This is a genomic window from Streptomyces sp. NPDC050433, from assembly GCF_044458565.1.
Taxonomy (GTDB): domain Bacteria; phylum Actinomycetota; class Actinomycetes; order Streptomycetales; family Streptomycetaceae; genus Streptomyces.
Genome location: NZ_JBITIB010000014.1, coordinates 82092 through 105984 on the forward strand (window position 1 = coordinate 82092; position 23893 = coordinate 105984).

Here is a 23893-nt window from a genome sequence, read left to right on the forward strand (position 1 = left end):
CAGAGCCGGATGACGCTACGTCAGGACGTCACGCTCAGCACGATCTTGCCGCGCGTGCGGCCCTCCTGGACCCGGCGCTGCGCCTCCGCCGCCTCCGACAGTGGCAGGACGTCCGCCACCTCCACCCGCACCACGCCCTTGTCGATCAGGTCGGCGATCCGGGCGAGGGCCGTGCCGTCCGGCTCCACCAGGAAAGCGGTCGCGTTCAGTCCCCGCGCGCGGGCGCCCTCCAGCACCTCCGGCGCGACAGCGGACGGGACCGCGACGATCGTGCCGCCCGGCCGCAGGGTCTCCAGCGAGCGCGTCGTCGTCGCGTCGTGCCCCTCGCCCACCAGGTCGATGACGACGTCGACATCGCTCACGACCTCCTCGAAACGGACCTTCGTGTAGTCCACGACCTCGTCCGCGCCCAGCTCACGCAGCCAGTCGTGCTTCGCGGCGCTCGCCGTGCCGATGACATGGGCCCCGAGATGCTTGGCGAACTGCACCGCCAGATGCCCCACACCGCCCGCCGCCGCGTGGATCAGCACCCGCCGGCCCGCCGTCACGTGCGCCGCGTCCGTCAGCGACTGCCAGGCGGTCAGCCCCGCCAGTGGCACGGCCGCCGCCGCGGGGTGGTCGACCGTGCGGGGCTTGAGCGCGAACTGCCGTGAGGGCGCGGTCACATACTCGGCGTACGCGGAGGCCGGACGCGGGAACCACGGCATCCCGTACACCTCGTCACCCACCTTCAGCGTGTGCACACCGAAGCCGACCTCCTCCACGACACCGGACACGTCCCAGCCCAGGACGAACGGCGGCGCACCGAGCAGACCTCCGATACCGCCGCTCTCGCGCCACTTCCAGTCGACCGGATTCACACCCGCCGCGTGCACCCGGACCAGCACCTCGGTCGGAATCGGGCGGGGCCGCGGACGTTCGGCGAGGCGCAGCACCTCGGGGCCGCCGAGGGAGTCCTGGATGATCGCGCGCATCGTCGGCTCACTGCTCATATGGTCAAGGCTCCTGAAAGAGTGCGGTGGATCTTCGACACCCGAAAAGCTACTCCCCGCCTCCTCAGCTGCTGCGTGAGGCCACCATCGCGAGCGTCACCAGCCCCAGCACTACCCACCCGAACCAGAGCCACCCGCTGCTCCCCAGCGCCGCCGTGTAGGCCGTCACCACCACCAGCGCACCGACGGTGATTATCCCCATGGTCTTCGTGGAACCGGATCCGGACATGTCCGTCCTCCTCCTGGCCGGGGCCGTGAAGACCATCGTCACCCGAAAGACGGGTTTCGCGCTACCGTCCGCGCTACTGTCCGCGTGTCTGCAACGACGCGAGGTAGGCGTTGTACGCGGCCAGCTCCTTGTCGCCGTCCCGGTCGGCGGCCCGGTCCAAGCGCTTCGCCTGGCGTTGGTCCGACCGGTACCACTGGTACACCAGGGCGATCAGCACGAGCACGGACGGGATCTCGCTGAACGCCCACGCGATCCCGCCGGCCGCGTTCTGGTCGGAGAGCGGATCGATGCCCAGCGACGCCGGGGGATTGTCGTACGCCCCCACCATCGGCTCGCTCGCCATCATCAGGGCGATCCCGAAGAACGCGTGGAACGGCATCCCGGCGAACAGCTCCAGCATCCGCATCAGATAGCCGGGCCGGTGCGGCCCCGGATCCACTCCCATGATCGGCCAGAAGAAGATCAGCCCGACGGAGAGGAAGTGCACCATCATCGCGATGTGCCCCGGCTTCGACTCCATGAGGAACTGGAACAGCGAGGTGAAGTAGAGCCCGTAGAGGCTCGCGATGAACAGCGGGATCGTGAAGGCGGGATGCGACACGAAGCGCATGAACCGGCTGTGCAGCACCGCCAGCAGCAGCTCACGCGGCCCCTTGCGGCCCCGGCCCGCGACCGGCAGCGCCCGCAGCGCCAGGGTCACCGGCGCGCCCAGGAGCAGCAGGATCGGGGAGACCATGCTGATCACCATGTGCTGGACCATGTGCACGCTGAACATGACCATGCCGTAGTCGTTCAGCGCGGTGCACATCATCAGTGCGACGGTCAGCACGCCGAGCACGAAGGAGATGGTGCGGCCGGGCGACCAGTCGTCGCCCCGCGCACGCAGCCGTACGACACCCCAGCCGTACAGCGCGAGCGCCAGCAGGCAGCCGACGAGGAAGAAGGCGTCGGGGGAGAACTCCAGCGCGCGGCTCAGCGTGAACGGCGGCAGGTCCATCGTCGTGCCGTGCCCGCCGTGATCCATACGTGCTCTCCCGCTGGGACGATCCTGAATGTGCGATGTGTCCGCACCCGGGAACCAGAGTAGAACCGCCCCCGGCGCCGTTCGCGGCCGGGGGCGGTTCGTCGTACCGGTTCAGAAAGCGTGTGCTCCGGTCAGAGCACGCACTCAGCCTCGGCGTACCGCTCCGCAGGCACCGTCTTCAGCGTCTCGACGGCCTCCGCGAGCGGCACCATCACGATGTCCGTCCCGCGCAGCGCCGTCATCATGCCGAACTCGCCGCGGTGCGTGGCCTCCACCGCGTGCCAGCCGAAGCGTGTCGCCAGCACCCGGTCGTACGCGGTCGGCGTGCCGCCGCGCTGGACGTGGCCCAGTATCACCGGCCGCGCCTCCTTGCCCAGGCGCTCCTCCAGTTCGACGGAGAGCTGCCTGGCCACGCCCGCGAAGCGCTGGTGCCCGTAGATGTCCTTGCCGCCCACGTCGAACTCCATGGAGCCCTCACGGGGCTTGGCGCCCTCGGCGACCACCACGATCGCGAAGCGCTTGCCCGCCGAGAACCGCTTGCCGACCAGCTCGGTGAGCTCGCCGATGTCGAACGGCCGCTCCGGGACGACGATCGCGTGCGCACCGGCGGCCATGCCCGAGTGCAGCGCGATCCAGCCCGTCTCCCGGCCCATGACCTCGACGATCAGTACGCGCTGGTGGGACTCGGCGGTGGTCTTCAGCCGGTCCAGCGCCTCCGTGGCGACGCCGACGGCGGTGTCGAAGCCGAAGGTCACGTCCGTGGAGGAGATGTCGTTGTCGATGGTCTTCGGTACGCCGACGATCGGCAGCCCCGCCTCGGAGAGCAGGTTGGCCGCCTTGAGGGTGCCCTCGCCGCCGATCGGGATGACCGCGTCGAGCCCGAGGTCGGCCACATGCCCCTTCGCACGCTCCACACCGTCACGCAGATGCGCGGGCTGGACGCGGGAGGAGCCGAGGATCGTGCCGCCACGGGCCAGGATGCCGCCGACCGCGTCAAGGTCGAGCTTGCGGTAGTCGCACTCCAGAAGGCCCTTCCAGCCGTCGTGGAAGCCGATGACCTCGTCACCGTGGTCGACGACGGCGCGGTGCACCACGGACCGGATCACCGCATTGAGACCGGGGCAGTCGCCGCCGGAGGTGAGCACACCAATTCGCATTGCCCGGAGAACCTTTGCAACGTGAGCCGACTGCCGGACCACGCCGTCCGGCTGAATCCCCGCCACCCTACCGGCGCGCGGTGGCGGGGCTGAACCATGCGTCCGACTGCTGGACGCCCTGCTGGTGAACGGGGAGCGTCAGGCCGGCTGCGTCGCGGCGGCGATCCGTTCGGCGCGCAGCGCCTCGTACCACCGGTCGTCCGCCGGCGGCAGCGCGTTCACGTCGAGCGCCAGCTTCAGCAGCAGATCGGCGATCAGCGGGTTACGGGCGAGGACCGGGCCGTGCATGTACGTACCGAAGACCGTGTCGTTGTACGCGCCCTCCGTACCGTCACCCGTGCCGTTGCCCCCGCCCAGCGACACCCGCGCGAACGGCCGGGCGGTCGGGCCGAGATGGGTGATGCCCTGGTGGTTCTCGAAGCCCGTCAGCGGCGGCAGTCCCAGGTGCGGATCGATGTCGCCCAGTACGTCTCCGACGCACCGCTCGCCCTCGCCACGGGTGGAGATCACATCGAGCAGTCCCAGACCGCCCTCGCGCTCACCGAGGTCGTTGACGAACTCGTGGCCCAGGATCTGGTATCCGGCGCAGACCGAGAAGACGATCGCGCCGTTGGACACCGCCCGGTTCAGACCGCCGTCACGGCGCAGCCGCTCGGCGGCCAGCCGCTGCGGCCGGTCCTCGCCGCCGCCGATGAGATAGATGTCGCCGGAGGTCGGTACGGCCTGGTCGCTGCGTACGTCCACGCGCGTGACGCCGAGACCGCGCTGCCGGGCCCGGCGCTCCACCACCAGTGCGTTGCCCTGGTCTCCGTACGTGCTCAGCAGGTCCGGGTAGATCCACACCAGCCGCAGACTGTTGTCGCTCATTGCTCGTTCGTCCCTCTCCGACTACGTCGGTTTCTGTGGCTGGCTGTCTCAGTTGCCGACGCGGCGGCGCAGATCCTGGAACGACGTGTAGTTGGCGATCGCCTCGATACGGCCGGGCGGAGCCATCTGCACGGCCTCGTCGACGGTCGCGCACACCCGGAAGTCCAGGCCCGCGACCTCCAGACGCACGGCCAGGTCCAGCTTCCGGTCGCCGATGACGAAGATCGGGTGACCGGCCAGCCGGGTGTAGTCCACGTCCCACAGCCAGGAGGTGTCGGTGCCGTCGGCGCCACGGGCGTTGACCGCGAGGATCACCGGGGTGGGCGGCGGGTCGATGAGCGAGAACGTCTCCAGCCAGCCCGCCGGGTTCTTCGCGAGCAGCAGCCGCAGGTCACGGCCGAGGAAGGAGACCACGTCGTACCGTCCCGCGACGGCCTGCACCTGGTACATGCGCTCCAGGGCGACCTGCGGGGGCACACCGAACGTGGCGGCGACGGCGGCGGAGGTGGCGGCGTTGGCGCGGTTCGCGCGGCCGGGCAACTGGAGGTGGATCGGCCAGGCGGAGCCGTGCGGGTCGAGAACATGGTCGCCGTGCAGCGCCCAACTCGGGGCGGGTCTGCGGAAACCGCACTGGCCGCAGAACCAGTCGTCGCCGGGCCGCTGCATCACACCGCCGCAGGCGGGGCAGGACCAGGCGTCGTCCTTCCACTCCTGTCCGGCGGCGACCCAGACCACGTTCGGGGACGACGACGCGGCCCAGACGATCAGCGGGTCGTCGGCGTTGGCGATGACCACGGCCTTCGAGCCGGCCAGCCCCTCGCGCCAGTGCTCGGCCAGCATGCGGGTCTCGGCGGCGCGGTCGAGCTGGTCGCGGGAGAGGTTGAGCAGGGCGATCGCCTTGGGCGTGGTGTCACGCGCGACACCGGCGAGGTACTTCTCGTCCACCTCGATCACGCCGTACTTGGCGTCCGAGCCGCCCGCGAGGGCGGAGGTGATGCCGGCCGGCATGTTCGCGCCCAGCGCGTTCGACACGACGGGGCCGCTGGCCCGCAGGGCTTCGGCGATCAGCCGCGTCGTGGTCGTCTTGCCGTTCGTCGCCGACACGAGCACGACGTCCAGATGCTGCGCGAGAGCGGCGAGCAGATCCGGGTCGAGCCGCAACGCCACCTTGCCGCCGATCACCGATCCGCTGCCGCGCCCCGCAGCGCGCGACACCGCCGCTGCGGCCTTGCCTGCCGTCACGGCCAGCTTGGCCCGTGGCGACAGCGGGTCCGTGTTGCCTGCCATCGTCCTTGATCCTCCTCGCGTCGGTCCGGGCTCAGCCTATCGAGATACGTGCACGGGCCCGAACCACGGCACCGGAGAACGGGCTGATCGTTGTCACACGTACGCCTGAACGAATGCGCCGGGCGGGCGTGCGGGGGAGCGACGCCGCCCGAGAAACGGGTTGTTTCCACGCGGACACGGCATTCGCGCCGCTTGTACGCCCCCGGTCGTGCCGACCTGGCCGCCGGGTTGTGCGGATCCCTTCCGGGGCGGTCGGAGCGGACCGGGGCGCCCGGTTCCGCGAGGCCGCCACACAACCGCCACCCGGTCCCCAGTGGTCCTTCACATTCCCGCCGACCGCTCGCGTTCCGAACGACGTGCGTGTACGCCTCCAGCGCCGTTCCCGCCCGCGGGGCGACGCCCGCACGTACCGGACGGCGTCAAGAGCCCCGCACGCCCCGGCACGGGGGCGTCACCCGACCGGTACACCGGCCAGCCAGACCCGGGCCGGGCGCAGCGTCGGGTCCAGTTCGACCAGGTCCGCGCGGAGGCCGGGGCGCAGCGCGCCCCGGTCGGGCAGGCCGAGCAGCCGGGCCGCCGTCGTCGATGTCATCCGTACGGCGTCCGCCAACGGGAGGCCCACCGTGAGGACGGCCCGGCGGAACGCCTCCGCCACGAACAGCGTCGATCCGGCGAGCGTGTCCGTGCCGCGCAGTCTGGCCACCCCGCCCGACACGGTCACCTCGCGGTCCGCGAAGGCGTAGTCCCCGTCCGCCATGCCCGCCGCCGGCATCGCGTCACTGACCAGTGTCAGCCGGTCGGGGCCCGCGACCCGGTGGGCCAGCCGTACGGTGTCGTCGGCCAAGTGGTGCCCGTCCAGGACGAGTTCGCAGACCAGCCGGGGGTCGAGCAGCGCGGTGGCGACCGGGCCCGGCTCCCGGTGGTGCAGCGGTGGCATCGCGTTGAACAGGTGCGTCACCGCGCGGGCGCCGAGATCGGCGGCCCGCGCGAACCGGTCCGCGTCCGTGTCGGTGTGGCCCAGACAGCACACCAGCTTGTCCGCGTACCGCCGGATCAGCTCGGGCGCGCCCGGCAGTTCCGGTGCCACGGTCATCGACACCGCGTGCCCGCCCGCCGCCTCCAGCAGCCGCGCCAGCAGCTCAGGGTCGGGGTCGCGCAGCGCGGAGCGGGTCTGTGCGCCGCGCCTGGCGGGTGACAGGAACGGGCCCTCGAAGTGGATGCCCACCAGGTTGGGCGCCGACCCGTCGTCGATGACCGACGCGACCGCGCGTACCGCCGCCTCCATCGCGGGCGGCTCGACCGTCGCGACGGACGCCAGCATCGTGGTCGTGCCCCGCGCGAGATGCCCCGCCGCCGCCCCCCGTACGGCGGCGGGGTCGCCCGTGTAGACGGAGTGGCCGGCTCCGCCGTGACAGTGCGGGTCCACGAATCCGGGCACGAGGGTCCGGCCGCCCAGATCCACCACGGTCTCCGGTGCCTCGGGCGGGGCGCCCGTGCCCAGCGAGTGGATCAGGCCGTCCCGGACGAGCAGCCACCCGTCCGTGACCACGGCGTCCGGCGTCACGAACTCGCCGCCGGTGAACAGCCGTCCGTCCCGCGAGGCCGGTCGCCCGCCCGCGTTCACCGGGTGCCCAGCAGCGCGCCCACCGCCGCCTTCGCGCACACGCGCGAGGCGCCGAAGGTACGCACCCACCCCCGGAAGCCGCCGAAGTCGTCGCCCGGCACCCCCATGTCGACCACCACGCACCGTGGATACCGCTCCAGCAGCTCGTCCAGGACCGGCCGCTGCCAGGGGAACCGGTGCGAGCTGCGCACCAGCAGCACCACATCGGCGTCCGGCCCGAACTCGTCCAGATACAGGCCGACTTCGGCCTTGATCATGCCCTCGGCGTTGTAGGTGTCGCCCGCGACCGCCAGCGCCTCGACGTCGATGCCCGCTTCGCGCAGCGGCGCCTCCACGCCCCAGGAGGCGCCGCCCTGCGCGGGCGAGTGCGTCGGGTCGAGCCGTACGACCAGGGCACGGCGCCCCTTGAGCAGCGGGTCGCCGCGTACCTCCAGGACGTCGTGTGCCTGCTGCTCGCCGACGGTGTCGTCGTGCGGGACGCCCGTGGCGCGCGGCCGGGTGCCGAGCTTCGCGAGACGGGCGTTCGCCTGGCGCAGCCGCTCCTCGGGCAGGGTGCCGTTCTCCACGGCCGCCACCAGTGCGCCGGCCGCCGCGTCCACGTCGTCCCCGAACGCCCACGCGCCCAGGCACAGTGCGTCCGCGCCGGCCGCGATCGCCCGGACCGCCGCTTCGGGCAGGCTCGCCACGTCGGCGATCCCGCGCATCTCCAGCGCGTCGGTGATCACGACGCCCTCGAAGCCCAGTTCGTCACGGAGCAGACCGGTGAGCACGGCGGGGCTGATGGTGGCGGGGACGTCGTCCAGCCGGCTGAGGTGGACGTGCGACACCATGATGCTGTCGACGCCGGCGGCGATGGCCGCGCGGAACGGGTCCAGGTAGTGGTCCACCAGCTCCTGCCGGGACAGGTCCACGGTGGGCGTGCCGAGATGCGCGTCGGTGGAGCTGAGACCGTGGCCGGGAAAGTGCTTGGCGCAGGCGCTCACCCCGGCGGCCTGAAGTCCCTCGACCCAGGCCGCCGCGTGCTCGGCGACCAGCGCACGGTCCGCACCGAAGGTGCGGATGCCGTTGGGGGAGAGGGGGTTGACGGCCGCGTCGACGGCGGGTGCCAGGTCCCAGTCGATGCCGGCCTCCACCAGTGAGAGGCCGATCTGGTAGGCGGACTCGCGGGTCCGCGCGGGATCGTCGAGACGGCCCAGGGCGTGATTGCCCGGTACGGACGTACCGCCGTACTCCTCAAGCCGGTTGACGTCGCCGCCCTCCTCGTCGACGGAGAGCAGCACATGGTCGCGGAGGCCGTGCAGGGCCCCGGTCAGCTCCCGCACCTGCTCGGCGGAGGCGATGTCCTTGCCGAACAGGACGAAGCCGCCGAGTCCTTCAGCCACGCGGGCGCGCGCCCACTTGGGGACGGTCCTGCGTCCGAGCGCGGGGAACAGCACGCCGTGGGCGAGCCGGGACAGCTCGGTCATGATTCGATTCCTCACCTTGCGTCGGGTCGTCCCGCGGTCAGCCCTTGACCGCGCCGCTGGTCATGCCGCCCACGAGACGGCGCTGCACCAGCAGGAAGAAGACGAGTACGGGGACGGAGAAGATGGTCGAGGCCGCGATCATCGCGCCGTAGTCGACACTCTCCGAGGTCTTGAACGACACGAGCCAGACCGGCAGCGTGTAGTTGTCCTGCGATTTCATGATCACGTAGGCGAAGATGTAGTCGTCCCACGCGTTGACGAACGCGAAGATCGAGGTCGCCACGATGCCCGGCATCAGCAGGGGCAGCAGCACCCGTACGTACATCTGGAACCGCCCGCACCCGTCCACGAGCGCGGCCTCCTCCAGCTCGACGGGGACACCGTCCACGAATCCGCGCAGCGTCCAGATCGTGAACGGCAGCACGAAGGTCATGTACGTGAAGACCAGGCCCGGCAGGAAGTCCAGCCCGCCGACGGACCGGAGCATCAGATACACCGGGATGACCATGGCCGCCGCCGGGACCATCTGCACCAGCACCAGGACGGTCAGCACCGCCTTGCGGCCGGCGAACCGGAACCGCGCGATCGCGATCGCCGCGAACAGCGAGATGATCAGCGACAGGACCACCGAGGAGACCGTGACCGTCAGGGAGTTGCGGACGAACACCCAGAAGCCGGGCTTGTCCAGCGCCCGTGTGAAGTTCTCCGGGCTGATCGGCCAGGGGACGAACTCCGGCACCGAACTGAGAATGTCCGACCGCTCCTTGAGCGCGGTGGCCACCATCCAGTAGACGGGGAACACCATCACGGCGGACACCGCCATGGCGATCGCGTTGTTGACACCGCGCCGTCTGCGGGCGGGAGAGCGAGTGGTGCTCATACGACATCCCCCTGCCGGGACAGCCTGCGGACGTAGGCGACGGAGAACAGGGCGAGGATCACCACGGTCACCACCGCGACCGACGCGCCGCTGCCGTACTCGTTACGGCTGAACGCGGTGATGTACGCGTACACGCCGAGCGTGGTGGTCGCCCCGTCGGGGCCGCCCTGCGTCAGCACCCAGATCGGGGTGAACGAGTTCACCGACCAGATCACTTCGAGAATGGTGAGGATCGCGAGGACCGGCCGCATGATCGGAATGGTGATGTGGCGGAACATCTGGAGCGTCCCGGCGCCGTCCAGGCGGGCCGCCTCGTACAGGGACTCGGGTATCTGACCGCGCGCGGCGAACAGGGTCAGCGCCACGAACGGCAGTCCCTTCCAGACCGTCAGCAGGATGATCAGGCCCAGCGCCTGGGTGGGATGGGAGAACCAGTCGTAGACCGACATGTCTCCGAAGACCCGGAGCTGGGTGAGCAGCCAGTTGGCGACGCCGTACTGCGGCTGGAACATCCACTGCCAGACCAGCGTCGCGGCCACCATGGGCATCGCCCACACCAGCACCAGGCACACGGTGGTGACGACACGGGCCCACGGCGAGACGCCCATCAGCAGATGCGAGATGAGGAATCCCAGCACCATCAGCAGCGTCACACACACCAGCGTGAACACCACGGTCCGCACCAGGACGCCCAGGAAGTCGGCGTCCGTGAAGATCCGGGTGAAGTTGTCCAGGCCGATGAAGTCCGACTGCCCGGTGAACAGCGACCGGGGGCCGAACTCCTGGGTGGACAGGGTCAGCAGCCGTACCAGGGGATAGCCCTGGATCAGCAGGAGCGCGGCCAGCGCCGGGGCGAGCATCGCCCACGGCAGCATCCGGGACCGCCGCGCCGGACCGCGCCGGCCGGGCGGCCCGGTGCGGCGGTCCCTGTCCGGCGCGCGCACCGGACGGTGCTTCTCAGTGAGTGCCATCAGGCGTCCAGGGGTGTCAGTCGCTCAGCGAGTTGAAGGCGTCCGTCGCGTGCTTGTCGTACGCGGCCGACGACGAGGCGATGTCGGCACCGCTCGCGATCTTCGAGAAGAACTGTTCGTTGTAGCGCTCGGTCTCCAGCGTCGCCTCTCCCGGACTGTTGGGCAGTGGCTGGCTCACCTTGCTGGCCTGCGAGGCGACGGTCAGCTGCTCGGGCACACCGGGCGGGGTGAACGCCGGTGAGATCGGCAGCAGGTTCAGCTCCAGCGCCATCTTCTGCTGGAACTTCTCTCCGGTGACGATCCGCAGCCAGTCCTCGGCGGCGTCCCGGTCCGGGCTGCCGGCGGCGATCCCGATGGTCGAGCCGGAGACGATCACGGGCATCGTGCTGTCGGGTGTGTAGCCGGGCATCGCGAAGAAGCCGATGTTGTCCTTCATCTTCGGGTTCTTCTCGATGACGGCGGCCGGCTCCCACGCCTTGACGTACGCCATGGCGGCCTTGCCGTCGGCGAACAGCTGGTCCTGGTCGGGGCTGTCGGTGTTGACGCCGACGGAGGAGGGGGTGGAGCAGGTGTTCTGGAACGACTTCCATGCCTTCAGGCCGGCCAGGTTGGCGGGCGACGACATCTCGGCCTGCCACTTGCCGTCCTTCTGCGAGGCGACCTTGCCGCCCTTGGCGAAGAGGAAGGGCATGCCGTTGAACCAGTACTGGCCCGGTACGTAGAAGCCGGAGAAGTTCGCGGTGTCCTTGTTCGCGTCGGCGAGCGTGCCGCAGTGTTCCTGGAGTTCGGCGAGGGTCTTGGGGGGAGAGGTGATGCCCGCGTCGGCGAACATCTTCTTGTTGTACATGACCACTTTGGTGCCGCCGTAGAGCGGAGTGGCATACAGCTTGCCGTCGAACTCGGAGGGACCGGAGAGACCGGTGAGCCAGCCGTCGGAGCCTTCGAAGGACTTCTTGCTCTCCGTGAGATCGGCGAGGCCGCCCGAGTAGGTCTGCAGCGGGGTCTGGGTGTTGCCCATCTCCACGATGTCCGGCGGGTTGCCGCTGGCCAGCGCCGTGGTGATCTTGGTGGCCACGCCGTCCCACTGCTGTATCTCGATGTCCACCGCCATGTCGGGGTGGTTCTTCCTGAACTCGGCGGTCGCCTCCTTGATCAGCGGGTTGTCACCCGGCCCGCCGGTCATCATCCAGATCGTCAGCTTGTTGTCGGAGTCGGACTTCGCCACCCCGCCACCGCCGCACGCCGTGAGTGTGAGCGCGAGGACCGGAAGCGCCGCGAGTGCGTACCGGGTCCGTGATCGGTTCATCGTTGTCACCCTTCTGCCATCTGCTCGTCGTGCGTGCTGCGGGGGGTCGTGTCGGCGGGGTCGGCCGTGGGGGCCGTGGGAGTGGTGGGGGCGGTGGGGGCGGTGGGGCAGTCCGCGAGGCGGCGGATGATCAGAGTGCGGTCGACGGCCACGGAGGCCGCGTCCTCCGCGCTCACGCCCAGCGAGTCGTAGAGGCGGCCGAGGGAGGACGCCATCGAGCCCAGCAGGCCCGCCGAGTCCCCGAGGTCGGACCTGCGCACCACACTGCGGACGCCGACCGTGTCGGCGACCTGGTCGCTGATGGCGGTCAGCCGCGCTGTGTCGAACGACTCCGAGAAGCCGCCGGTGAGGACCACGGTGCCGGGCTCGTACGCGAGCGCGACCACGGTCACGAGGTGTGCCAGCGCGCCGTGCACCTCGGCCAGCAGCGGCGCGTACGCCTCCGGATCCTCGAACAGGGCCCGCGCCGTGGGTACGCGCACCCCCCGGCCGCGTGCGTACGCCACCAGGTCGGCCCCGGACAGCAGATCGCGCAGGCGCTCCTCGCGGCCGGGCAGCGGGAGCCGGCCGAACTCGCCGAGCAGGCCCGTCCGTCCGAGCAGCACCTGTCCGTCGATGGAGACGGCGGAACCGAGGCCGGTACCCATGGCGAGCAGGACGGCGGTCTCCCTGTCCGGCAGCGATCCGTACTGGAGTTCACCGCGCAGGGCGAGGTTGGAGTCGTTGCCGACCGCGGTCTCCACGCCCAGCAGGGAGGAGACCGTCTCGATGAATCCGGTGCCCTTGATCTGGCCGAGGTTGTGCGAGGCCACGACGGACCGTCCGTCGCCGGTGACGACACCCGGCAGGCCGATCGTGACGGTGTGCAGCGGCACGCCGTCGCCGTGCCGGTCGACCAGGTCGGTGATCCGGCCGGCCACCCAGGCGGCGAGTTCGCCGGCCGACGCGTCGCGAGGTGTGGTGTCCCGGCTCCTGATGAGGGCGCGGCCGAGCGCGTCCGCCACCACGACCCGGCAGTTGGTGCCGCCGAGGTCGACTCCGCAGACGAGCGCGGAGCGGTGGTTGAAGCTGACGGACGTCGACTGTCTGCCGGGGCCTTCCCGGAGCACCCGGACTCCCTCCAGGGCGAGGGATTCGGTCATCAGGTCGTCCACGATGCGGAACACCGTGGCCCGGCTCAGGCCGGTCTCGGCGATGAGCCGCTGACGGTCCATGTCCGCGCCGGAGAGCAGGGCCGCGATCACGGCGCTGCGGTTGGAGGTACGGGGGAGCGAGGTAGTTGCCACAATTCCTCTCACTCTGAGATTAATTCGGTGGCGCAACTCTAGACACAGGTGACCGATGAAAACCAGACATGTGGCGCATCACGTTCCGGTAAACGCCGCCCGTGCGGCTCCCGTACGGGCTTCTGTACGGCTCCGGTACAGCTCCGGTACGGCGCCCCGCGCCCTTGTCGCGCCGCCGGTCCGACGTACGCTGGCGCGATGGCGACGATCGAACCCGTTGACCGCGGGACGGACTTCACGGCGGACCCGTGCGCGGCCGTCTGATCCCCGGCAGCGCCGGGCGGGTGCGCCCGCTGCGACTGCTCGGCGACCCCACGCTGCACGCCCCCTGCGGGCCCGTCACCGACTTCGGGCCACAACTCGCCCGGCTGGTCGAGGACCTGTTCGCGACGATGTACCGGGCGAACGGGGTCGGTCTCGCGGCGAACCAGATCGGTGTGCCGCTACGGGTGTTCGTGTACGACTGCCCCGACGACGAGGACGTCCGCCATCTCGGACATGTCGTCAATCCCCGCCTGGTGACGGCGGACGGCATCACCCTGCGCGGCGCCGAGGGCTGCCTCTCGCTGCCCGGCCTCGAAGCGGGGACGGAGCGGTTCGACCACGCGGTGGTGGAGGGCGTGACGGTGGACGGCGCGCCCGTACGGATCGACGGCACCGGATTCTTCGGGCGCTGTCTCCAGCACGAGTGCGACCATCTGGACGGTCTGGTCTATCCGGACCGGCTGACGGGCCTGCGCCGGTCCAAGGTGCTGCGCGCGGCGCGGCGCGCGTCCTGGAGCTGAGCGGGCGCGCCCGCCGCGTTCGGCGCCAGATCCGTCAGAGCCCCGGACTGCCCGCCCGGTCGTCCACCAACGACAGCCTGCCCCAGAGCAGATCGGCCAGGCTGCTCACCAACTCGGCGCGCGAGCAGGGCCGTTCGCCGAGCCACCAGTCGCCGGCCGCGTGCATCATGCCGACGATCCCATGGCCCCAGACGCGGGCCAACCGGGCGCTGTCGGGGCCGAGTTCGACCCGCTCCTCGATGACCGTGGCCAACTCCTCGCCGAGGCGGCGCAGCAGCGGGGCCGAGTGCCGGCCCACATCGAAGCCCTGTTCGGGGAGTTGGCTCTCGCCGCCGACGGTGCTGTCAGACGGATGCATCAGGAACCGGTACACCTGGGGGCGTGCCTCGATCGCCGCGAGGTAGGTGTCGAGCGTGGCCTCCACCCGCTCGCGGCGGTCGGCGGGCGCGTCGAGCGCCGCCTTCAACGCGCTGAGCAGCGCGTCCGTATGACGCTTCGCCAGGGCGCGGTAGAGCCCGCCCTTGTCGCCGAAGTGGCGGTAGAGGATCGGCTTGGTGATCCCGGCCTCTGCCGCGATGGCGTTCATGGAGGCCTTCGGCCCGTCACGCAGCACGACCCGGTCGGCGGCCTCCAGGAGTTGGCGGCGCCGCTGATGGGCGGAGCGATGCTGGTCGGCCTGCTGTGTGGTCCCCATGAGTGTCTCCCCGCCCGAGCGATTCCGTGACGCCCCGGCAACGTAACACCAAGCCCGCGGTCCTCGCAGATCAGCCCGCCGCAGGTTGACATCCTCTACTTGCCGGTAACAGACTGGAGTTACCGTAAGTAACAGCAGTGCTGGAGGAAGACGATGGCCGAGTTCACCTTCGAACTCAACGACGACCAGAAGCAGGTACGCGACTGGCTGCACGGCTTCGCCGCCGACGTCATCCGCCCGGCGGCCGCCGAGTGGGACGAGCGGGAGGAGACTCCCTGGCCCGTCATCCAGGAGGCCGCCAAGGTCGGCATCTACTCTCTCGACTTCTACGCACAGCAGTACTTCGACCCCACCGGCCTCTCCATCCCCATGGTGATGGAGGAACTGTTCTGGGGCGACGCGGGCATCGGCCTGTCGATCGTCGGCACCGGACTCGCCGCCGTCGGCGTCCTCGCCAACGGCACGGACGAACAGATCGGCACCTGGATACCGCAGATGTACGGCGACGTGGACGACGTGAAGGTCGCCGCGTTCTGCTCCTCCGAGCCCGACGCCGGATCGGACGTCGCCGCGATGCGCACCCGCGCGGTCTACGACGAGGCGAAGGACGAATGGGTGCTGAACGGCACCAAGACCTGGGCGACCAACGGCGGCATCGCGCACGTGCACGTCGTGGTCGCCGTCGTGGACCCCGAGGCCGGCTCGAAGGGCCACGCCTCCTTCATCGTCCCGCCCGCCACGCCCGGCCTGACCCAGGGCCAGAAGTTCAAGAAGCACGGCATCCGCGCCTCGCACACCGCCGAGGTGGTCCTGGAGGACGTCCGCGTCCCCGGCCACTGCCTGCTCGGTGGCAAGGAGAAACTGGACGAGCGGCTGGCCCGCGCCCGCGAGGCCAGGGCGGGTACCGGGGCGGGGGCGGGCGGTGAGCGTGTGAAGAACGCGGCCATGGCGACCTTCGAGGCCTCACGCCCCGCCGTCGGCGCCATGGCCGTGGGCACGGCCCGCGCCGCGTACGAGGTGGCGCTCGACTACGCGAAGACCCGCAGCCAGTTCGGCCGCCCGATCATCGACAACCAGGGCGTCGCGTTCCCACTCGTCGACATGCGCACCCGGATCGACGCGGCCCGGCTGCTGGTGTGGCGCGCCTCCTGGATGGCGGCCACGGGCAAGCCGTTCACCGCTGCGGAGGGCTCGATGTCGAAGCTGTACGCGAGCGAGACGGCGAAGCAGGTCACGGCGCAGGCGCTTCAGATCCTCGGCGGCAACGGCTTCACACGGGAGTACCCGGTGGAACGGATGCACCGCGACAGCGCGATCTACACGATCTTCGAAGGCACGAGCGAGATCCAGCGCCTGGTCGTCGCGCGCACGCTGTCGGGCATGCCGATCCGCTGACCCTCCGGGAGCGCCACCCGCAGGCGACGCCGTCCCCGTCGCGGCCATCGCCGTCCTCGGAGGTGCTCACTGTCTCCGCGGCACGCATCGGGCGAGGGCCGCGATGGTGCGTTCGGTGTCGAGGTGTGCCACGGCAGTCCAGCCGCGGCGGCGGGAGGCCGCGCAGTTGGCCGCCGCGTCATCGATCAGCAGGCACTGCTCGGGCGGTGTGTCGAACTCTGCCTCGGCGAGGCTGAACATCGCCTCGTCCGGTTTGGCGACGCCGACCTCGTGCGAGCGCACCACAGCGTCGAAAACGTCGGCGGAGCGCCCGGCGGCGGCAAGCATGGCCGCGCGGTGCGGTTCCCACTCGCGGACGCTGTTGGTCAGCAGGCCGAGCCGGATCCCCCGTGCGCGCAGTCCCACGAGGTGGTCGAACAGCGCGAGGTTCAGCTCGCGGTCGGCATAGAAGTGGTCCCCGAACCGGCCGAGGTCGACGCGGGGACGCCACCGGGGCGCCAGGGCGGCGGTGACGCGGCGGCCCCACTCGGCCTGGCTGAGCAGGCCGAGTTCGAGGGGTGCCACACCGGTGAGCCCCATGTCCGCGGCGACGGTCTCGGAAGCCGAACGCAACTCCCGCGCCGGCACCGCGGCGGCCGCGACCACGCGGGCGAACGCTTCGTCGATCGGTGGCGTGAGAACGCCACCGAAGTCGCACCAGACCACCGTGATCTCATCCATGCGCACTCCCTCGTCGTGCCGATGTTCGGACAGCCCGCTTGTCATCGGCAAGGAGCAATCACCGAACGCCCGATTGGCCACGGTGATCGGCAAGGCCCTCGGCCAGCCTGTTCAGCGGGAGTGACGAGTCTGTCGCCGCGTGTTCACCTGGGCGCACCGTGGCGGGACGACACTGAGCGCCCCGAGGGAGGTCGAACAATGGAACTGCGTCACCTGATGTCGTTCCTCGCGATCGCCGAGGAGCTGCATTTCGGCAGGGCCGCCGCACGGCTGCATCTGGCGCAGCCGTCGCTGAGCCAGCACCTGCAGCGGCTGGAACGCTCGATCGGGGTCGAGCTGGTCTCCCGGAACTCCCACGAAGTGCGGTTGACGCCCGCCGGGGTGGTGTTTCGCGAGGAGGCGAGCGACATCGTCGCCCGGGTCCAGCGGGCGGGCGAGACCGCCAGGGCTGCCGCGGCCGGCCGGGCCGGCACCGTCCGGGTCGGTTACAACTTCCCCGCCGGCCAGCGCGTTCTCCCCGACACCCTGGCCACTCTCGCCGCGCGGTATCCCGCGATCGACGTGGAGATGCGGGAGATGCGCACCGGCCCGCAACTCACCGCCCTCACACAGGACCGTATCGACGTGGCCATGGTCTACGGCAAGCCGACCGCCGCCCGCCTCTGTCACCGGCACCTGCTGCGGGTCCCGCTCGTCGCGGTCGTCGGCAGCAGGCACCGGTGGGCCGGACGCGACCGGATGGCGTTCGGTGAGCTGGCGGGCGAGTCCTGCATCCTCTTCGACCGGGCGCAGTCCACGGCGATGTACGACGTGATCTTCTCCGCTGCCGAGCGCAGCGGCATTCAGCTGACCGTGGCGGAGGAGGTCGACGACCCCGGCGCCACGGCCATTCTCGCTTCCATCAGACCGTTGGTCGGCTTCGCCTCCGAGTCGCGCGGGCAATTGACCGGGGCCGCACCCGGCGGTTCACGGACCGCCGTGGTGCGGCTCTACGATCCTGTCCCCATGGTGGACCTGTACGCGGCGTGGGCCGTGGGTGGCCGCGCCTCGTTGGTGGACGCGTTCGTCGACTGCCTGCCCGCCGCCGCCCGCGTCCAGGACGAGAGATGACTACTTCAGTCCAGATCGGACGAAAGCGTTCACGATGTGCCGCTGAAGGAACAGGTACAGCGCGAACACCGGTAGACACGCCAGTCCGGAAGCAGCCATCAGCGGCCCCCAGTCGTTGCCCTCGGTGCCCATGAAGCTGCGCAGTCCCAGTTGCACCACGGCATTGCTGCGCTGCATCACCATCGCGGGCCAGAAGTACTCGTTCCACGCGGTGATGGCCAGCAGTATTCCCAGCGCGGCCAGTACCGGCCGCAGCGTCGGGACAACGACGGTCCACAACGTGCTCCAGGAACCCCGGCCGTCCATCCTGGCCGCGTCGAGCAGTTCCTTCGGGAAGCCCATCAGGTGCTGCCGCAGCATCAGCACGCCCAGTGCCGAGCACAGGTTCGGCACGATCACCCCGGCCAGGGTGTTGAGCAGGCCCAACCGCGAGAGCAGCACGTAGTTGGGCAGCATCGTCACCTGGAACGGGACCAGCCAAGTGCCGACGAACGCCAGGTACAGCAGACGCTCGAACCTGAACCGCCACGCCGCGAACGCGTACGCGGCGAGCAGCCCGGTCAACAACTGGCCCAGCGCGGTCAGCACGGAGATGATCATGGTGTTCGCCAGCATCGTGAACATGTCGGTCTTGTTCAACGCGTCGGCGTAGTTGGCCAGCGACAAGGGCCACGGCAGCAGCGACAGGGAATGCACGTCGCCGGGAGCGCGCACCGAGGTTGCGTACAGCCAGTAGATCGGGAACAGGCACCCCAGGCTCATCAGCCCGAGCACGACGTGCCCGACGGCCTTACGCGCCGTCCCCCGGTCGCCGAGCGGCTCTTCGGATTCGGTGTGGACTGTCATCGTCCGCCTCGTCAGTCGTCGTAGTGGCTCAGCCGGTCCGACAGCCGCACCAGCACGGCGGCGACCAGGACGAAACCGATGAAGAAGATCACGCCCGCGGCGGCGCCGAGCCCCGCGTCGTAACTGTGGAATCCGTAGTCCCACAACAGGTAGTAGACGGTCGTGGTCGACTCGGCCGGCCCGCCCTGGGTGAGTGTGTCGATCAGCGGGAACGTCCACTGGGCCGACAGAAGCACCGTCATCAGGAGCAGGAACGCCAACGTCGGCGACAGCATCGGCAGGGTGATCCACCGCAGGATCTGTCCCCGCGAGGCACCGTCCACCTGCGCGGCCGAGGCGTAGTCGGGGTTGATCCCGGTCAGGCCGGCCGACACCACCAACACCGCGAACCCCACAAGGTGCCAGCCGGTGATCAGGATGATCGCGATCTGTGCCGGCCCGGCGTCGTGCAGCCAGTTGATCCGCGTACCCAGCGCCGAGTTGACCACACCGGAGTCCGGGTCGAGAAGCCACTGCCACACAGCCGCACCCGCGACCGGAGCCACCAGCATCGGCGCGAACACCATCGCCCGGTACGCCGCGCCCGCCCGGCCCTGGACCCGGCGCGACAACAGGCTGACCAGAACCGGGACGACCACCGTGAACGGCAGCAGGCCCAGGATGACCAGCACCGTGCGCCACACCGAATCACCCAGGTCCGGGGTGGAGAGCAGCCGTTCGTAGTTGGCCAGGCCCACATTGGCCATCGGCGAGGTCGGCAGCAGGTTCCACGAGTGGAACGACAACTGCACGGTCTGCGCCAGCGGCCGGTAGGTCCACACCACCAGCATCACCAACGCGGGCGCGAGATAGAGATACGGGGGTGCGGCGCGGGCCGCCCGGCGCCACCACGTGGGCCGGGCGGCGGGTACGGCCGCGGGGACCCGCGGCCGTACCACCGAGACTTCGGTGAACTCTCCGCTCACCATGTTCCGACGACCTCCCGGATGTACCGGAGCCGGTCCGCCTCGTCGACGTCGTACACCGAGGCGGCCCGCGACATCGGCACCGCGGTCGCGACCACGTGCTCACCGAAGACGTCGATGCGGCTGAACGCGGTGTGGGCGGCGGCGCGGAGCCTGCCCTTCGGCGGGACCACCGTCACGCCGTAGGCCGTCGCGGGCCCCACCCACACAGGGATCCGGGACAGCGCACCGCATCCGGTGTGGTGCGCGTGCCCGGTGACCACCATCCGTACATCGGTGCCCGCCAGCACTGCGGCCAGCCGGTCGGCCTCGCGCATCCGCAGCAGGTGCACCGTCGGAACGGGGGAGGGCAGCGGTGGGTGGTGGGTCACCAGCAGACTGCCGAGCGGTGCCGGCTCGGCGAGCACGTCGGCCAGCCAGTCCAACTGGGACCGTGACACATGCCCGTCGTGACGGCCGGGTTCGGTGCTGTCGAGCACGACAACCCGCAGTCCGCCGATCATCCGCACCACGTCGTATTCCTCGGTCGACGGCCGCTCGTCCAGCAGTTCGCTCCGGAACGCGGCCCGATCGTCGTGATTGCCCGGCGCGTAGACCACCTCGGCGCCGAGCCGCGCCGCGGCGGGCTCGACGACCGAACGCAACCGCCGGTACGCGGTCGCCTTGCCGCTGTCGGTCAGATCGCCGCTGAGTACGAACGCCGCGACCGGGAGACCGGATGCCTCCACCGTCTCGACCGCGGCCACCAGGTTGTCCATCGTGTCGACGGTGCCGTGCATCAGCTGTCCGTCGGGCATGATGTGGGTGTCGGACAGCTGGATCAGAGTCAGGTCGGGCCGGTTGTCGTCATTCACCGTCCGCCACCCGGGATCAGCTTCGCGGCCTCGTCCTGCTTGGTCCGCAGCGTGGTCCCCGCGTCCGCACCCTGGAACACCGAGTTCTCGACGGCCTCCATCATGCCGTCGCGGACCTGCACGTAGCTCGCGCCGGGGAACGACACCCAGGGCTCCATCCGGGCGAACTGCTCCAGATTCGGCTTGATCAGCGGGTTCTTGTCCGCCCACGGCTTCAGCGCGGCCGGATCGTTCACCAGCTCCGTGCGCAGCGGCAGGTAGCCGATCTTGGTCGAGATGGTGGTGTAGGCCTCTTCGCTCGTCAGGAACTTGATCAGTTCCCACGCGGCCCGCTGCTTGGCCGGGTCCTTGGCGAGAACGAACAGGGACGCGCCGGAGTTGGTCGGCACCACGGGCTTGCCGGCGAAGGAGGGCATCGCGGCGGACCGCAGCTCCCACTTGTCCTTGGCGCCCTTCTCGAAGGTCCCCTGCACGGCGCTGGACTCAAGGATCATGCCGAGGTCGCCACGCGTGAAGCCCTCGACGGCCTGCATCTGGGTGCGGTTCGGCATCGCACCCGAGCGCACCATGCCCTGCATCGTCCGGACGGTCTCGACCGCGGCGGGTTCGGCGAACCGCAGCGACGTGCGGTCGTCGGAGATGACACGGCCACCGTTCGAGCGCACCAGAGACTGGAAGCACCAGTCCTTCGCGGACTTGGTCAGGCAATCCACATAGGCGCCGTCCTTGCCGGTCTTCTTCTTGATCGCCAGCGCGGCCCGCTCGACCTCGGCCCACGTCGCCGGCGGCTTGGCCGGGTCCAGTCCCGCGGCGGTGAACAGCTCGGCGTTGTAGTAGAGGACCGGTGTGGAGAACACGAACGGCACGCCGTACGTCTTGCCCTTCCAATCACCGAGTGTGCGCGCGTTCTTGGCGTACGGGTACGTGGTTCCCGCGAAGTTCTTCTGCACCGCGTCCTTGCCGAACAGGTCGTCCAGGGGCGCGGCTTTGAGCTGGTTCACGGTGAAGTCGAGGTCACTGAAACCGAGTTGCGCGACGTCGGGCGGATTGCCGGTCGCGAGCTGGCTCTGCAGGCTCGTCACTGTGTCCGAAGCCGGGTTCGCGCTGTTTCCCTGCGGCTTCTGCCCCGTCACCTCGATGTTCGGGTGCGCCTGCTCGAACTCGGTGATCAGCTCGTTGAACGTGTCCGTCCACGCTCCCGCCTGGCCGAAGTTGTAGCTCTCCAGCACGATGGAGACCTTCTGGCCGGCCTTGAGCTCGGGAACGCGCTTCACGGGCGCGGTCTTGTCGGGTGTGCCGCTGCCCAGGCCGCAGCCTGTGGCGGTCAGTGTGATCACAAGCGCCGACACGGCGCCCGCCAGCAACGTCTTCTTACTTCTCATGGTGGTTGCCCTTCGTGGGATGGGAAATCGTGGGTCAGGAAGAGGTGGTGACAGGGGTGGCCCGCCAGGTCAGGCGGCGCCCGCTCGCCGGGTCGAAAAGATGCAGATGCCGGGGCTGAACCGTGAGATGAACCGGGTCGCCCACACGGAGCCCCAGTGGCCGTGGTCCGCGCAGGCACAGTCGCGACTCACCCGCCAGGACGTGCGCGACCTCCTCGCTGCCGAGGTTCTCCACGGCGCGCACGACGCCGCGGATACCGGTGTCCCCCGGGGCACTCACGGTGAGGTGTTCCGGCCGCACGCCCAGGGTTACCGGGCGCTCGGGAATGCAGGCGTCGATCCCGAGAGGCAGGTCGATGCCGGCGCCGCGCACGGACAGCACGCCGTCGACCGCATGGACGGTCGCCTCGAGAAGGTTCATCGCGGGCGAGCCGAGGAATCCCGCGACGAACGCCGAAGCGGGTTCGTCGTATACCTGCTCCGGGGTGCCTACCTGCTCCACCCTGCCGTCGTTCAGCAGGACGATCTCGGTCGCCATGGTCATGGCTTCGACCTGGTCGTGTGTGACGTAGACGAACGTCGCACCCAACCGCCGATGCAGAGCGGAGATCTCGGCACGGGTGGTGGACCGCAGCTTCGAGTCCAGATTGGACAGCGGTTCGTCCATCAGGAACGCGCCGGGGTCCCGCACCAACGCACGCCCCAGCGCCACCCGCTGGCGCTGGCCGCCGGAGAGCTCCCTGGGCCTGCGGTCCAGCAGGCCGTCGAGGTCGAGCACCGTGGCGACTTCCTTCACCTTGGCCCGTATCTGTGCCTTGGACCGACCTCGCGCCCGAAGCGGGAATCCGATGTTCCGCGCGACCGAGAGATGCGGATAGAGCGCGTAGCTCTGGAACACCATGGCCAGATCGCGGCCTTGCGGCGGGGTGTGGGTGATGTCGCGGTCGTCGAGGAGCACGCGGCCGCCGGTCGGCGGCAGCAGGCCCGCGATCATCCGCAGCAGAGTCGACTTGCCGCAGCCGCTCGGTCCCAAAAGGACCACGAACTCACCGTCGGCGGCGTCGAGCCACACGTCATTGACCGCGGTCACCGAACCGAAACGCCGGGTCAGTCCTTCCAGTTGAATACGGCTCACGGATGCGCGCTCCCTCTTCGTGTTTCGGCGAATGCCGCCGGGAGGCGAAGTGCAACAGCCATCCATGTACGGCCGGTGAACGGAAATCGCCGCGATGAGGTCCGCGAATTGCCGTCACATCGGCGTTGAACTGGGATGACAGTGAAACTTCCGTCGCGCGGACACAATCGGCGATCAGGAAACACAATCGAGCGAGAGGGAGTGAGCCGCCAACACGCCGGTATTGCAAAGGCGCGTCTTCCTCGGACGGAAGACCGATTCCCTGGGGCGGGAGAAACCTTCAGGGCGTAATGCTCTGTTTCTCAGGCAGCACTGATTCTCGTAGGACCCCCGGCCCCGACGCACCGATGCCCGGCCCCACTGTCACGGGCCGGGCATCGGTCTCAGAAGTGAGTGCTACGCGGGGAGCTGAGCCTCGATCGCCGTGATGACCTCAGGGGCCTCCGGCTCCGTGCGGGGACGGATACGGACCACGACCTCGCCCTCCGGGGAGATCAGGAACTTCTCGAAGTTCCACTGCACGTCGCCCGCCTCGCCCCCGGCGTCCGCGTGCTCGGTCAGCGCCCGGTACAGCGGGTGCCGGTTCTCGCCGTTGACCTCGGACTTCTCCAGCAGCGGGAAGCTCACGCCGTACGTCGTCGAGCAGAACGTCTCGATCTCCTCGGCGCTGCCCGGCTCCTGGCCCCCGAACTGGTTGCAGGGCACGCCGAGGACCGTCAGGCCCCGGTCGCCGTACGTCTGCTGGAGCCGCTCCAGACCCTCGTACTGCGGGGTCAGGCCGCACTTGGACGCGACGTTCACCACCAGCACCGCCCGGCCCTTGTACGCGGCCAGGGACGTCGGCTCACCGGTCAGGGTGCGCAGCGGGATGTCGTACAGAGTCATCAAGGTCTCCTCGGAACAGTCGGGTCTCCCCCT

General features: G+C 69.9%; 23 protein-coding genes. 3 read left to right on the forward strand and 20 right to left on the reverse strand.

Annotated features, from left to right (window positions below; genetic code table 11):
- Positions 1-20: 20 nt before the first annotated feature.
- The 12 genes from ACIBLA_RS18965 to ACIBLA_RS19020 form a co-directional block, all read right to left on the reverse strand.
- Positions 21-992, reverse strand: a complete 972-nt coding sequence (locus ACIBLA_RS18965; RefSeq protein WP_399199207.1) for an NADP-dependent oxidoreductase — start codon at positions 990-992, stop codon at positions 21-23.
- A gap of 64 nt (positions 993-1056) precedes the next feature.
- Positions 1057-1221 carry a hypothetical protein gene (locus ACIBLA_RS18970; protein WP_363241924.1) on the reverse strand — a complete coding sequence of 55 codons (165 nt, stop codon included), beginning with the start codon at positions 1219-1221 and terminating at the stop codon, positions 1057-1059.
- A 73-nt stretch (positions 1222-1294) separates the two neighbouring features.
- Entirely contained in the window at positions 1295-2245 is a 951-nt protein-coding gene (locus ACIBLA_RS18975) for a cytochrome c oxidase assembly protein (RefSeq protein WP_399199208.1), read from the reverse strand.
- 131 nt (positions 2246-2376) lie between these two features.
- On the reverse strand, positions 2377-3402 hold the full coding sequence (locus tag ACIBLA_RS18980; RefSeq protein ID WP_363241926.1) for a 6-phosphofructokinase: 1026 nt from the start codon (positions 3400-3402) through the stop codon (positions 2377-2379).
- A gap of 138 nt (positions 3403-3540) precedes the next feature.
- Positions 3541-4269, reverse strand: a complete 729-nt coding sequence (locus tag ACIBLA_RS18985) for a glutamine amidotransferase (RefSeq protein WP_363241927.1) — start codon at positions 4267-4269, stop codon at positions 3541-3543.
- A 48-nt stretch (positions 4270-4317) separates the two neighbouring features.
- Positions 4318-5556 carry a MurT ligase domain-containing protein gene (locus tag ACIBLA_RS18990; RefSeq protein WP_363241928.1) on the reverse strand — a complete coding sequence of 413 codons (1239 nt, stop codon included), beginning with the start codon at positions 5554-5556 and terminating at the stop codon, positions 4318-4320.
- A 451-nt stretch (positions 5557-6007) separates the two neighbouring features.
- The gene (gene nagA / locus ACIBLA_RS18995) at positions 6008-7219 is read right to left on the reverse strand and encodes an N-acetylglucosamine-6-phosphate deacetylase (RefSeq protein ID WP_399199209.1); all 1212 of its coding nucleotides are present in this window, start codon (positions 7217-7219) and stop codon (positions 6008-6010) included.
- Entirely contained in the window at positions 7177-8646 is a 1470-nt protein-coding gene (locus tag ACIBLA_RS19000) for a glycoside hydrolase family 3 protein (RefSeq protein ID WP_399199210.1), read from the reverse strand. Before ACIBLA_RS19000 ends, nagA begins: the two co-directional genes overlap by 43 nt.
- 37 nt (positions 8647-8683) lie before the next feature.
- Entirely contained in the window at positions 8684-9526 is an 843-nt protein-coding gene (locus ACIBLA_RS19005; RefSeq protein WP_399199211.1) for a carbohydrate ABC transporter permease, read from the reverse strand.
- On the reverse strand, positions 9523-10497 hold the full coding sequence (locus tag ACIBLA_RS19010) for a sugar ABC transporter permease (RefSeq protein ID WP_363241932.1): 975 nt from the start codon (positions 10495-10497) through the stop codon (positions 9523-9525). Before ACIBLA_RS19010 ends, ACIBLA_RS19005 begins: the two co-directional genes overlap by 4 nt.
- 16 nt (positions 10498-10513) lie before the next feature.
- Positions 10514-11803, reverse strand: a complete 1290-nt coding sequence (locus ACIBLA_RS19015) for an extracellular solute-binding protein (protein WP_399199212.1) — start codon at positions 11801-11803, stop codon at positions 10514-10516.
- Between the two features lie 5 nt (positions 11804-11808).
- Positions 11809-13089, reverse strand: coding sequence for an ROK family protein (locus tag ACIBLA_RS19020; protein ID WP_399199213.1), 1281 nt, complete (start codon positions 13087-13089; stop codon positions 11809-11811).
- Positions 13090-13337: 248 nt separating this feature from the next.
- On the opposite strand from ACIBLA_RS19020, the gene def reads away from it, so the two are divergent.
- A complete protein-coding gene (gene def, locus ACIBLA_RS19025; RefSeq protein WP_363241935.1) occupies positions 13338-13874 on the forward strand; it encodes a peptide deformylase in 537 nt (178 codons plus the stop codon).
- A gap of 34 nt (positions 13875-13908) precedes the next feature.
- Here the strand turns inward: def and ACIBLA_RS19030 are convergent, their stop codons facing one another.
- Positions 13909-14568 carry a TetR family transcriptional regulator gene (locus tag ACIBLA_RS19030; RefSeq protein ID WP_363241937.1) on the reverse strand — a complete coding sequence of 220 codons (660 nt, stop codon included), beginning with the start codon at positions 14566-14568 and terminating at the stop codon, positions 13909-13911.
- Positions 14569-14721: 153 nt separating this feature from the next.
- On the opposite strand from ACIBLA_RS19030, the gene ACIBLA_RS19035 reads away from it, so the two are divergent.
- The gene (locus tag ACIBLA_RS19035; RefSeq protein WP_363241938.1) at positions 14722-15963 is read left to right on the forward strand and encodes an acyl-CoA dehydrogenase family protein; all 1242 of its coding nucleotides are present in this window, start codon (positions 14722-14724) and stop codon (positions 15961-15963) included.
- A 66-nt stretch (positions 15964-16029) separates the two neighbouring features.
- Here the strand turns inward: ACIBLA_RS19035 and ACIBLA_RS19040 are convergent, their stop codons facing one another.
- Entirely contained in the window at positions 16030-16683 is a 654-nt protein-coding gene (locus ACIBLA_RS19040; RefSeq protein WP_399199214.1) for an HAD-IA family hydrolase, read from the reverse strand.
- Between the two features lie 198 nt (positions 16684-16881).
- On the opposite strand from ACIBLA_RS19040, the gene ACIBLA_RS19045 reads away from it, so the two are divergent.
- Positions 16882-17793 carry a LysR substrate-binding domain-containing protein gene (locus ACIBLA_RS19045; RefSeq protein ID WP_399199215.1) on the forward strand — a complete coding sequence of 304 codons (912 nt, stop codon included), beginning with the start codon at positions 16882-16884 and terminating at the stop codon, positions 17791-17793.
- On the opposite strand, the gene ACIBLA_RS19050 is transcribed toward ACIBLA_RS19045, so the two are convergent.
- The 6 genes from ACIBLA_RS19050 to ACIBLA_RS19075 form a co-directional block, all read right to left on the reverse strand.
- Positions 17794-18639, reverse strand: coding sequence for a carbohydrate ABC transporter permease (locus ACIBLA_RS19050; protein WP_363241941.1), 846 nt, complete (start codon positions 18637-18639; stop codon positions 17794-17796).
- Between the two features lie 11 nt (positions 18640-18650).
- Positions 18651-19607 carry a carbohydrate ABC transporter permease gene (locus ACIBLA_RS19055; RefSeq protein WP_399199216.1) on the reverse strand — a complete coding sequence of 319 codons (957 nt, stop codon included), beginning with the start codon at positions 19605-19607 and terminating at the stop codon, positions 18651-18653.
- Positions 19601-20458, reverse strand: coding sequence for a metallophosphoesterase (locus ACIBLA_RS19060; RefSeq protein ID WP_399199217.1), 858 nt, complete (start codon positions 20456-20458; stop codon positions 19601-19603). The genes ACIBLA_RS19055 and ACIBLA_RS19060 overlap by 7 nt, the downstream gene beginning before the upstream one ends.
- Positions 20455-21840, reverse strand: a complete 1386-nt coding sequence (locus ACIBLA_RS19065) for an ABC transporter substrate-binding protein (RefSeq protein ID WP_399199218.1) — start codon at positions 21838-21840, stop codon at positions 20455-20457. Before ACIBLA_RS19065 ends, ACIBLA_RS19060 begins: the two co-directional genes overlap by 4 nt.
- A gap of 34 nt (positions 21841-21874) precedes the next feature.
- Positions 21875-22975, reverse strand: coding sequence for an ABC transporter ATP-binding protein (locus ACIBLA_RS19070; protein WP_399199219.1), 1101 nt, complete (start codon positions 22973-22975; stop codon positions 21875-21877).
- Positions 22976-23371: 396 nt separating this feature from the next.
- Positions 23372-23860, reverse strand: a complete 489-nt coding sequence (locus tag ACIBLA_RS19075; protein WP_363241946.1) for a glutathione peroxidase — start codon at positions 23858-23860, stop codon at positions 23372-23374.
- Positions 23861-23893 lie beyond the last annotated feature (33 nt).

Excerpts from the sequence above, each read along its gene's own strand:
- ACIBLA_RS19065 (WP_399199218.1), bottom strand. The coding sequence starts at position 21,840 with ATGAGAAGTAAGAAGACGTTGCTGGCGGGCGCCGTGTCGGCGCTTGTG.
- ACIBLA_RS19040 (WP_399199214.1), bottom strand. The coding sequence starts at position 16,683 with ATGGATGAGATCACGGTGGTCTGGTGCGACTTCGGTGGCGTTCTCACG.
- ACIBLA_RS18985 (WP_363241927.1), bottom strand. The coding sequence starts at position 4,269 with ATGAGCGACAACAGTCTGCGGCTGGTGTGGATCTACCCGGACCTGCTG.
- ACIBLA_RS19015 (WP_399199212.1), bottom strand. The coding sequence starts at position 11,803 with ATGAACCGATCACGGACCCGGTACGCACTCGCGGCGCTTCCGGTCCTC.
- ACIBLA_RS18970 (WP_363241924.1), bottom strand. The coding sequence starts at position 1,221 with ATGTCCGGATCCGGTTCCACGAAGACCATGGGGATAATCACCGTCGGT.
- ACIBLA_RS19010 (WP_363241932.1), bottom strand. The coding sequence starts at position 10,497 with ATGGCACTCACTGAGAAGCACCGTCCGGTGCGCGCGCCGGACAGGGAC.
- ACIBLA_RS18990 (WP_363241928.1), bottom strand. The coding sequence starts at position 5,556 with ATGGCAGGCAACACGGACCCGCTGTCGCCACGGGCCAAGCTGGCCGTG.
- ACIBLA_RS19000 (WP_399199210.1), bottom strand. The coding sequence starts at position 8,646 with ATGACCGAGCTGTCCCGGCTCGCCCACGGCGTGCTGTTCCCCGCGCTC.
- ACIBLA_RS19055 (WP_399199216.1), bottom strand. The coding sequence starts at position 19,607 with ATGGTGAGCGGAGAGTTCACCGAAGTCTCGGTGGTACGGCCGCGGGTC.
- ACIBLA_RS18965 (WP_399199207.1), bottom strand. The coding sequence starts at position 992 with ATGAGCAGTGAGCCGACGATGCGCGCGATCATCCAGGACTCCCTCGGC.
- ACIBLA_RS19050 (WP_363241941.1), bottom strand. The coding sequence starts at position 18,639 with ATGACAGTCCACACCGAATCCGAAGAGCCGCTCGGCGACCGGGGGACG.
- ACIBLA_RS19035 (WP_363241938.1), top strand. The coding sequence starts at position 14,722 with ATGGCCGAGTTCACCTTCGAACTCAACGACGACCAGAAGCAGGTACGC.
- ACIBLA_RS19030 (WP_363241937.1), bottom strand. The coding sequence starts at position 14,568 with ATGGGGACCACACAGCAGGCCGACCAGCATCGCTCCGCCCATCAGCGG.
- ACIBLA_RS18980 (WP_363241926.1), bottom strand. The coding sequence starts at position 3,402 with ATGCGAATTGGTGTGCTCACCTCCGGCGGCGACTGCCCCGGTCTCAAT.
- ACIBLA_RS18975 (WP_399199208.1), bottom strand. The coding sequence starts at position 2,245 with ATGGATCACGGCGGGCACGGCACGACGATGGACCTGCCGCCGTTCACG.
- ACIBLA_RS19045 (WP_399199215.1), top strand. The coding sequence starts at position 16,882 with ATGGAACTGCGTCACCTGATGTCGTTCCTCGCGATCGCCGAGGAGCTG.
- ACIBLA_RS19005 (WP_399199211.1), bottom strand. The coding sequence starts at position 9,526 with ATGAGCACCACTCGCTCTCCCGCCCGCAGACGGCGCGGTGTCAACAAC.
- ACIBLA_RS19075 (WP_363241946.1), bottom strand. The coding sequence starts at position 23,860 with ATGACTCTGTACGACATCCCGCTGCGCACCCTGACCGGTGAGCCGACG.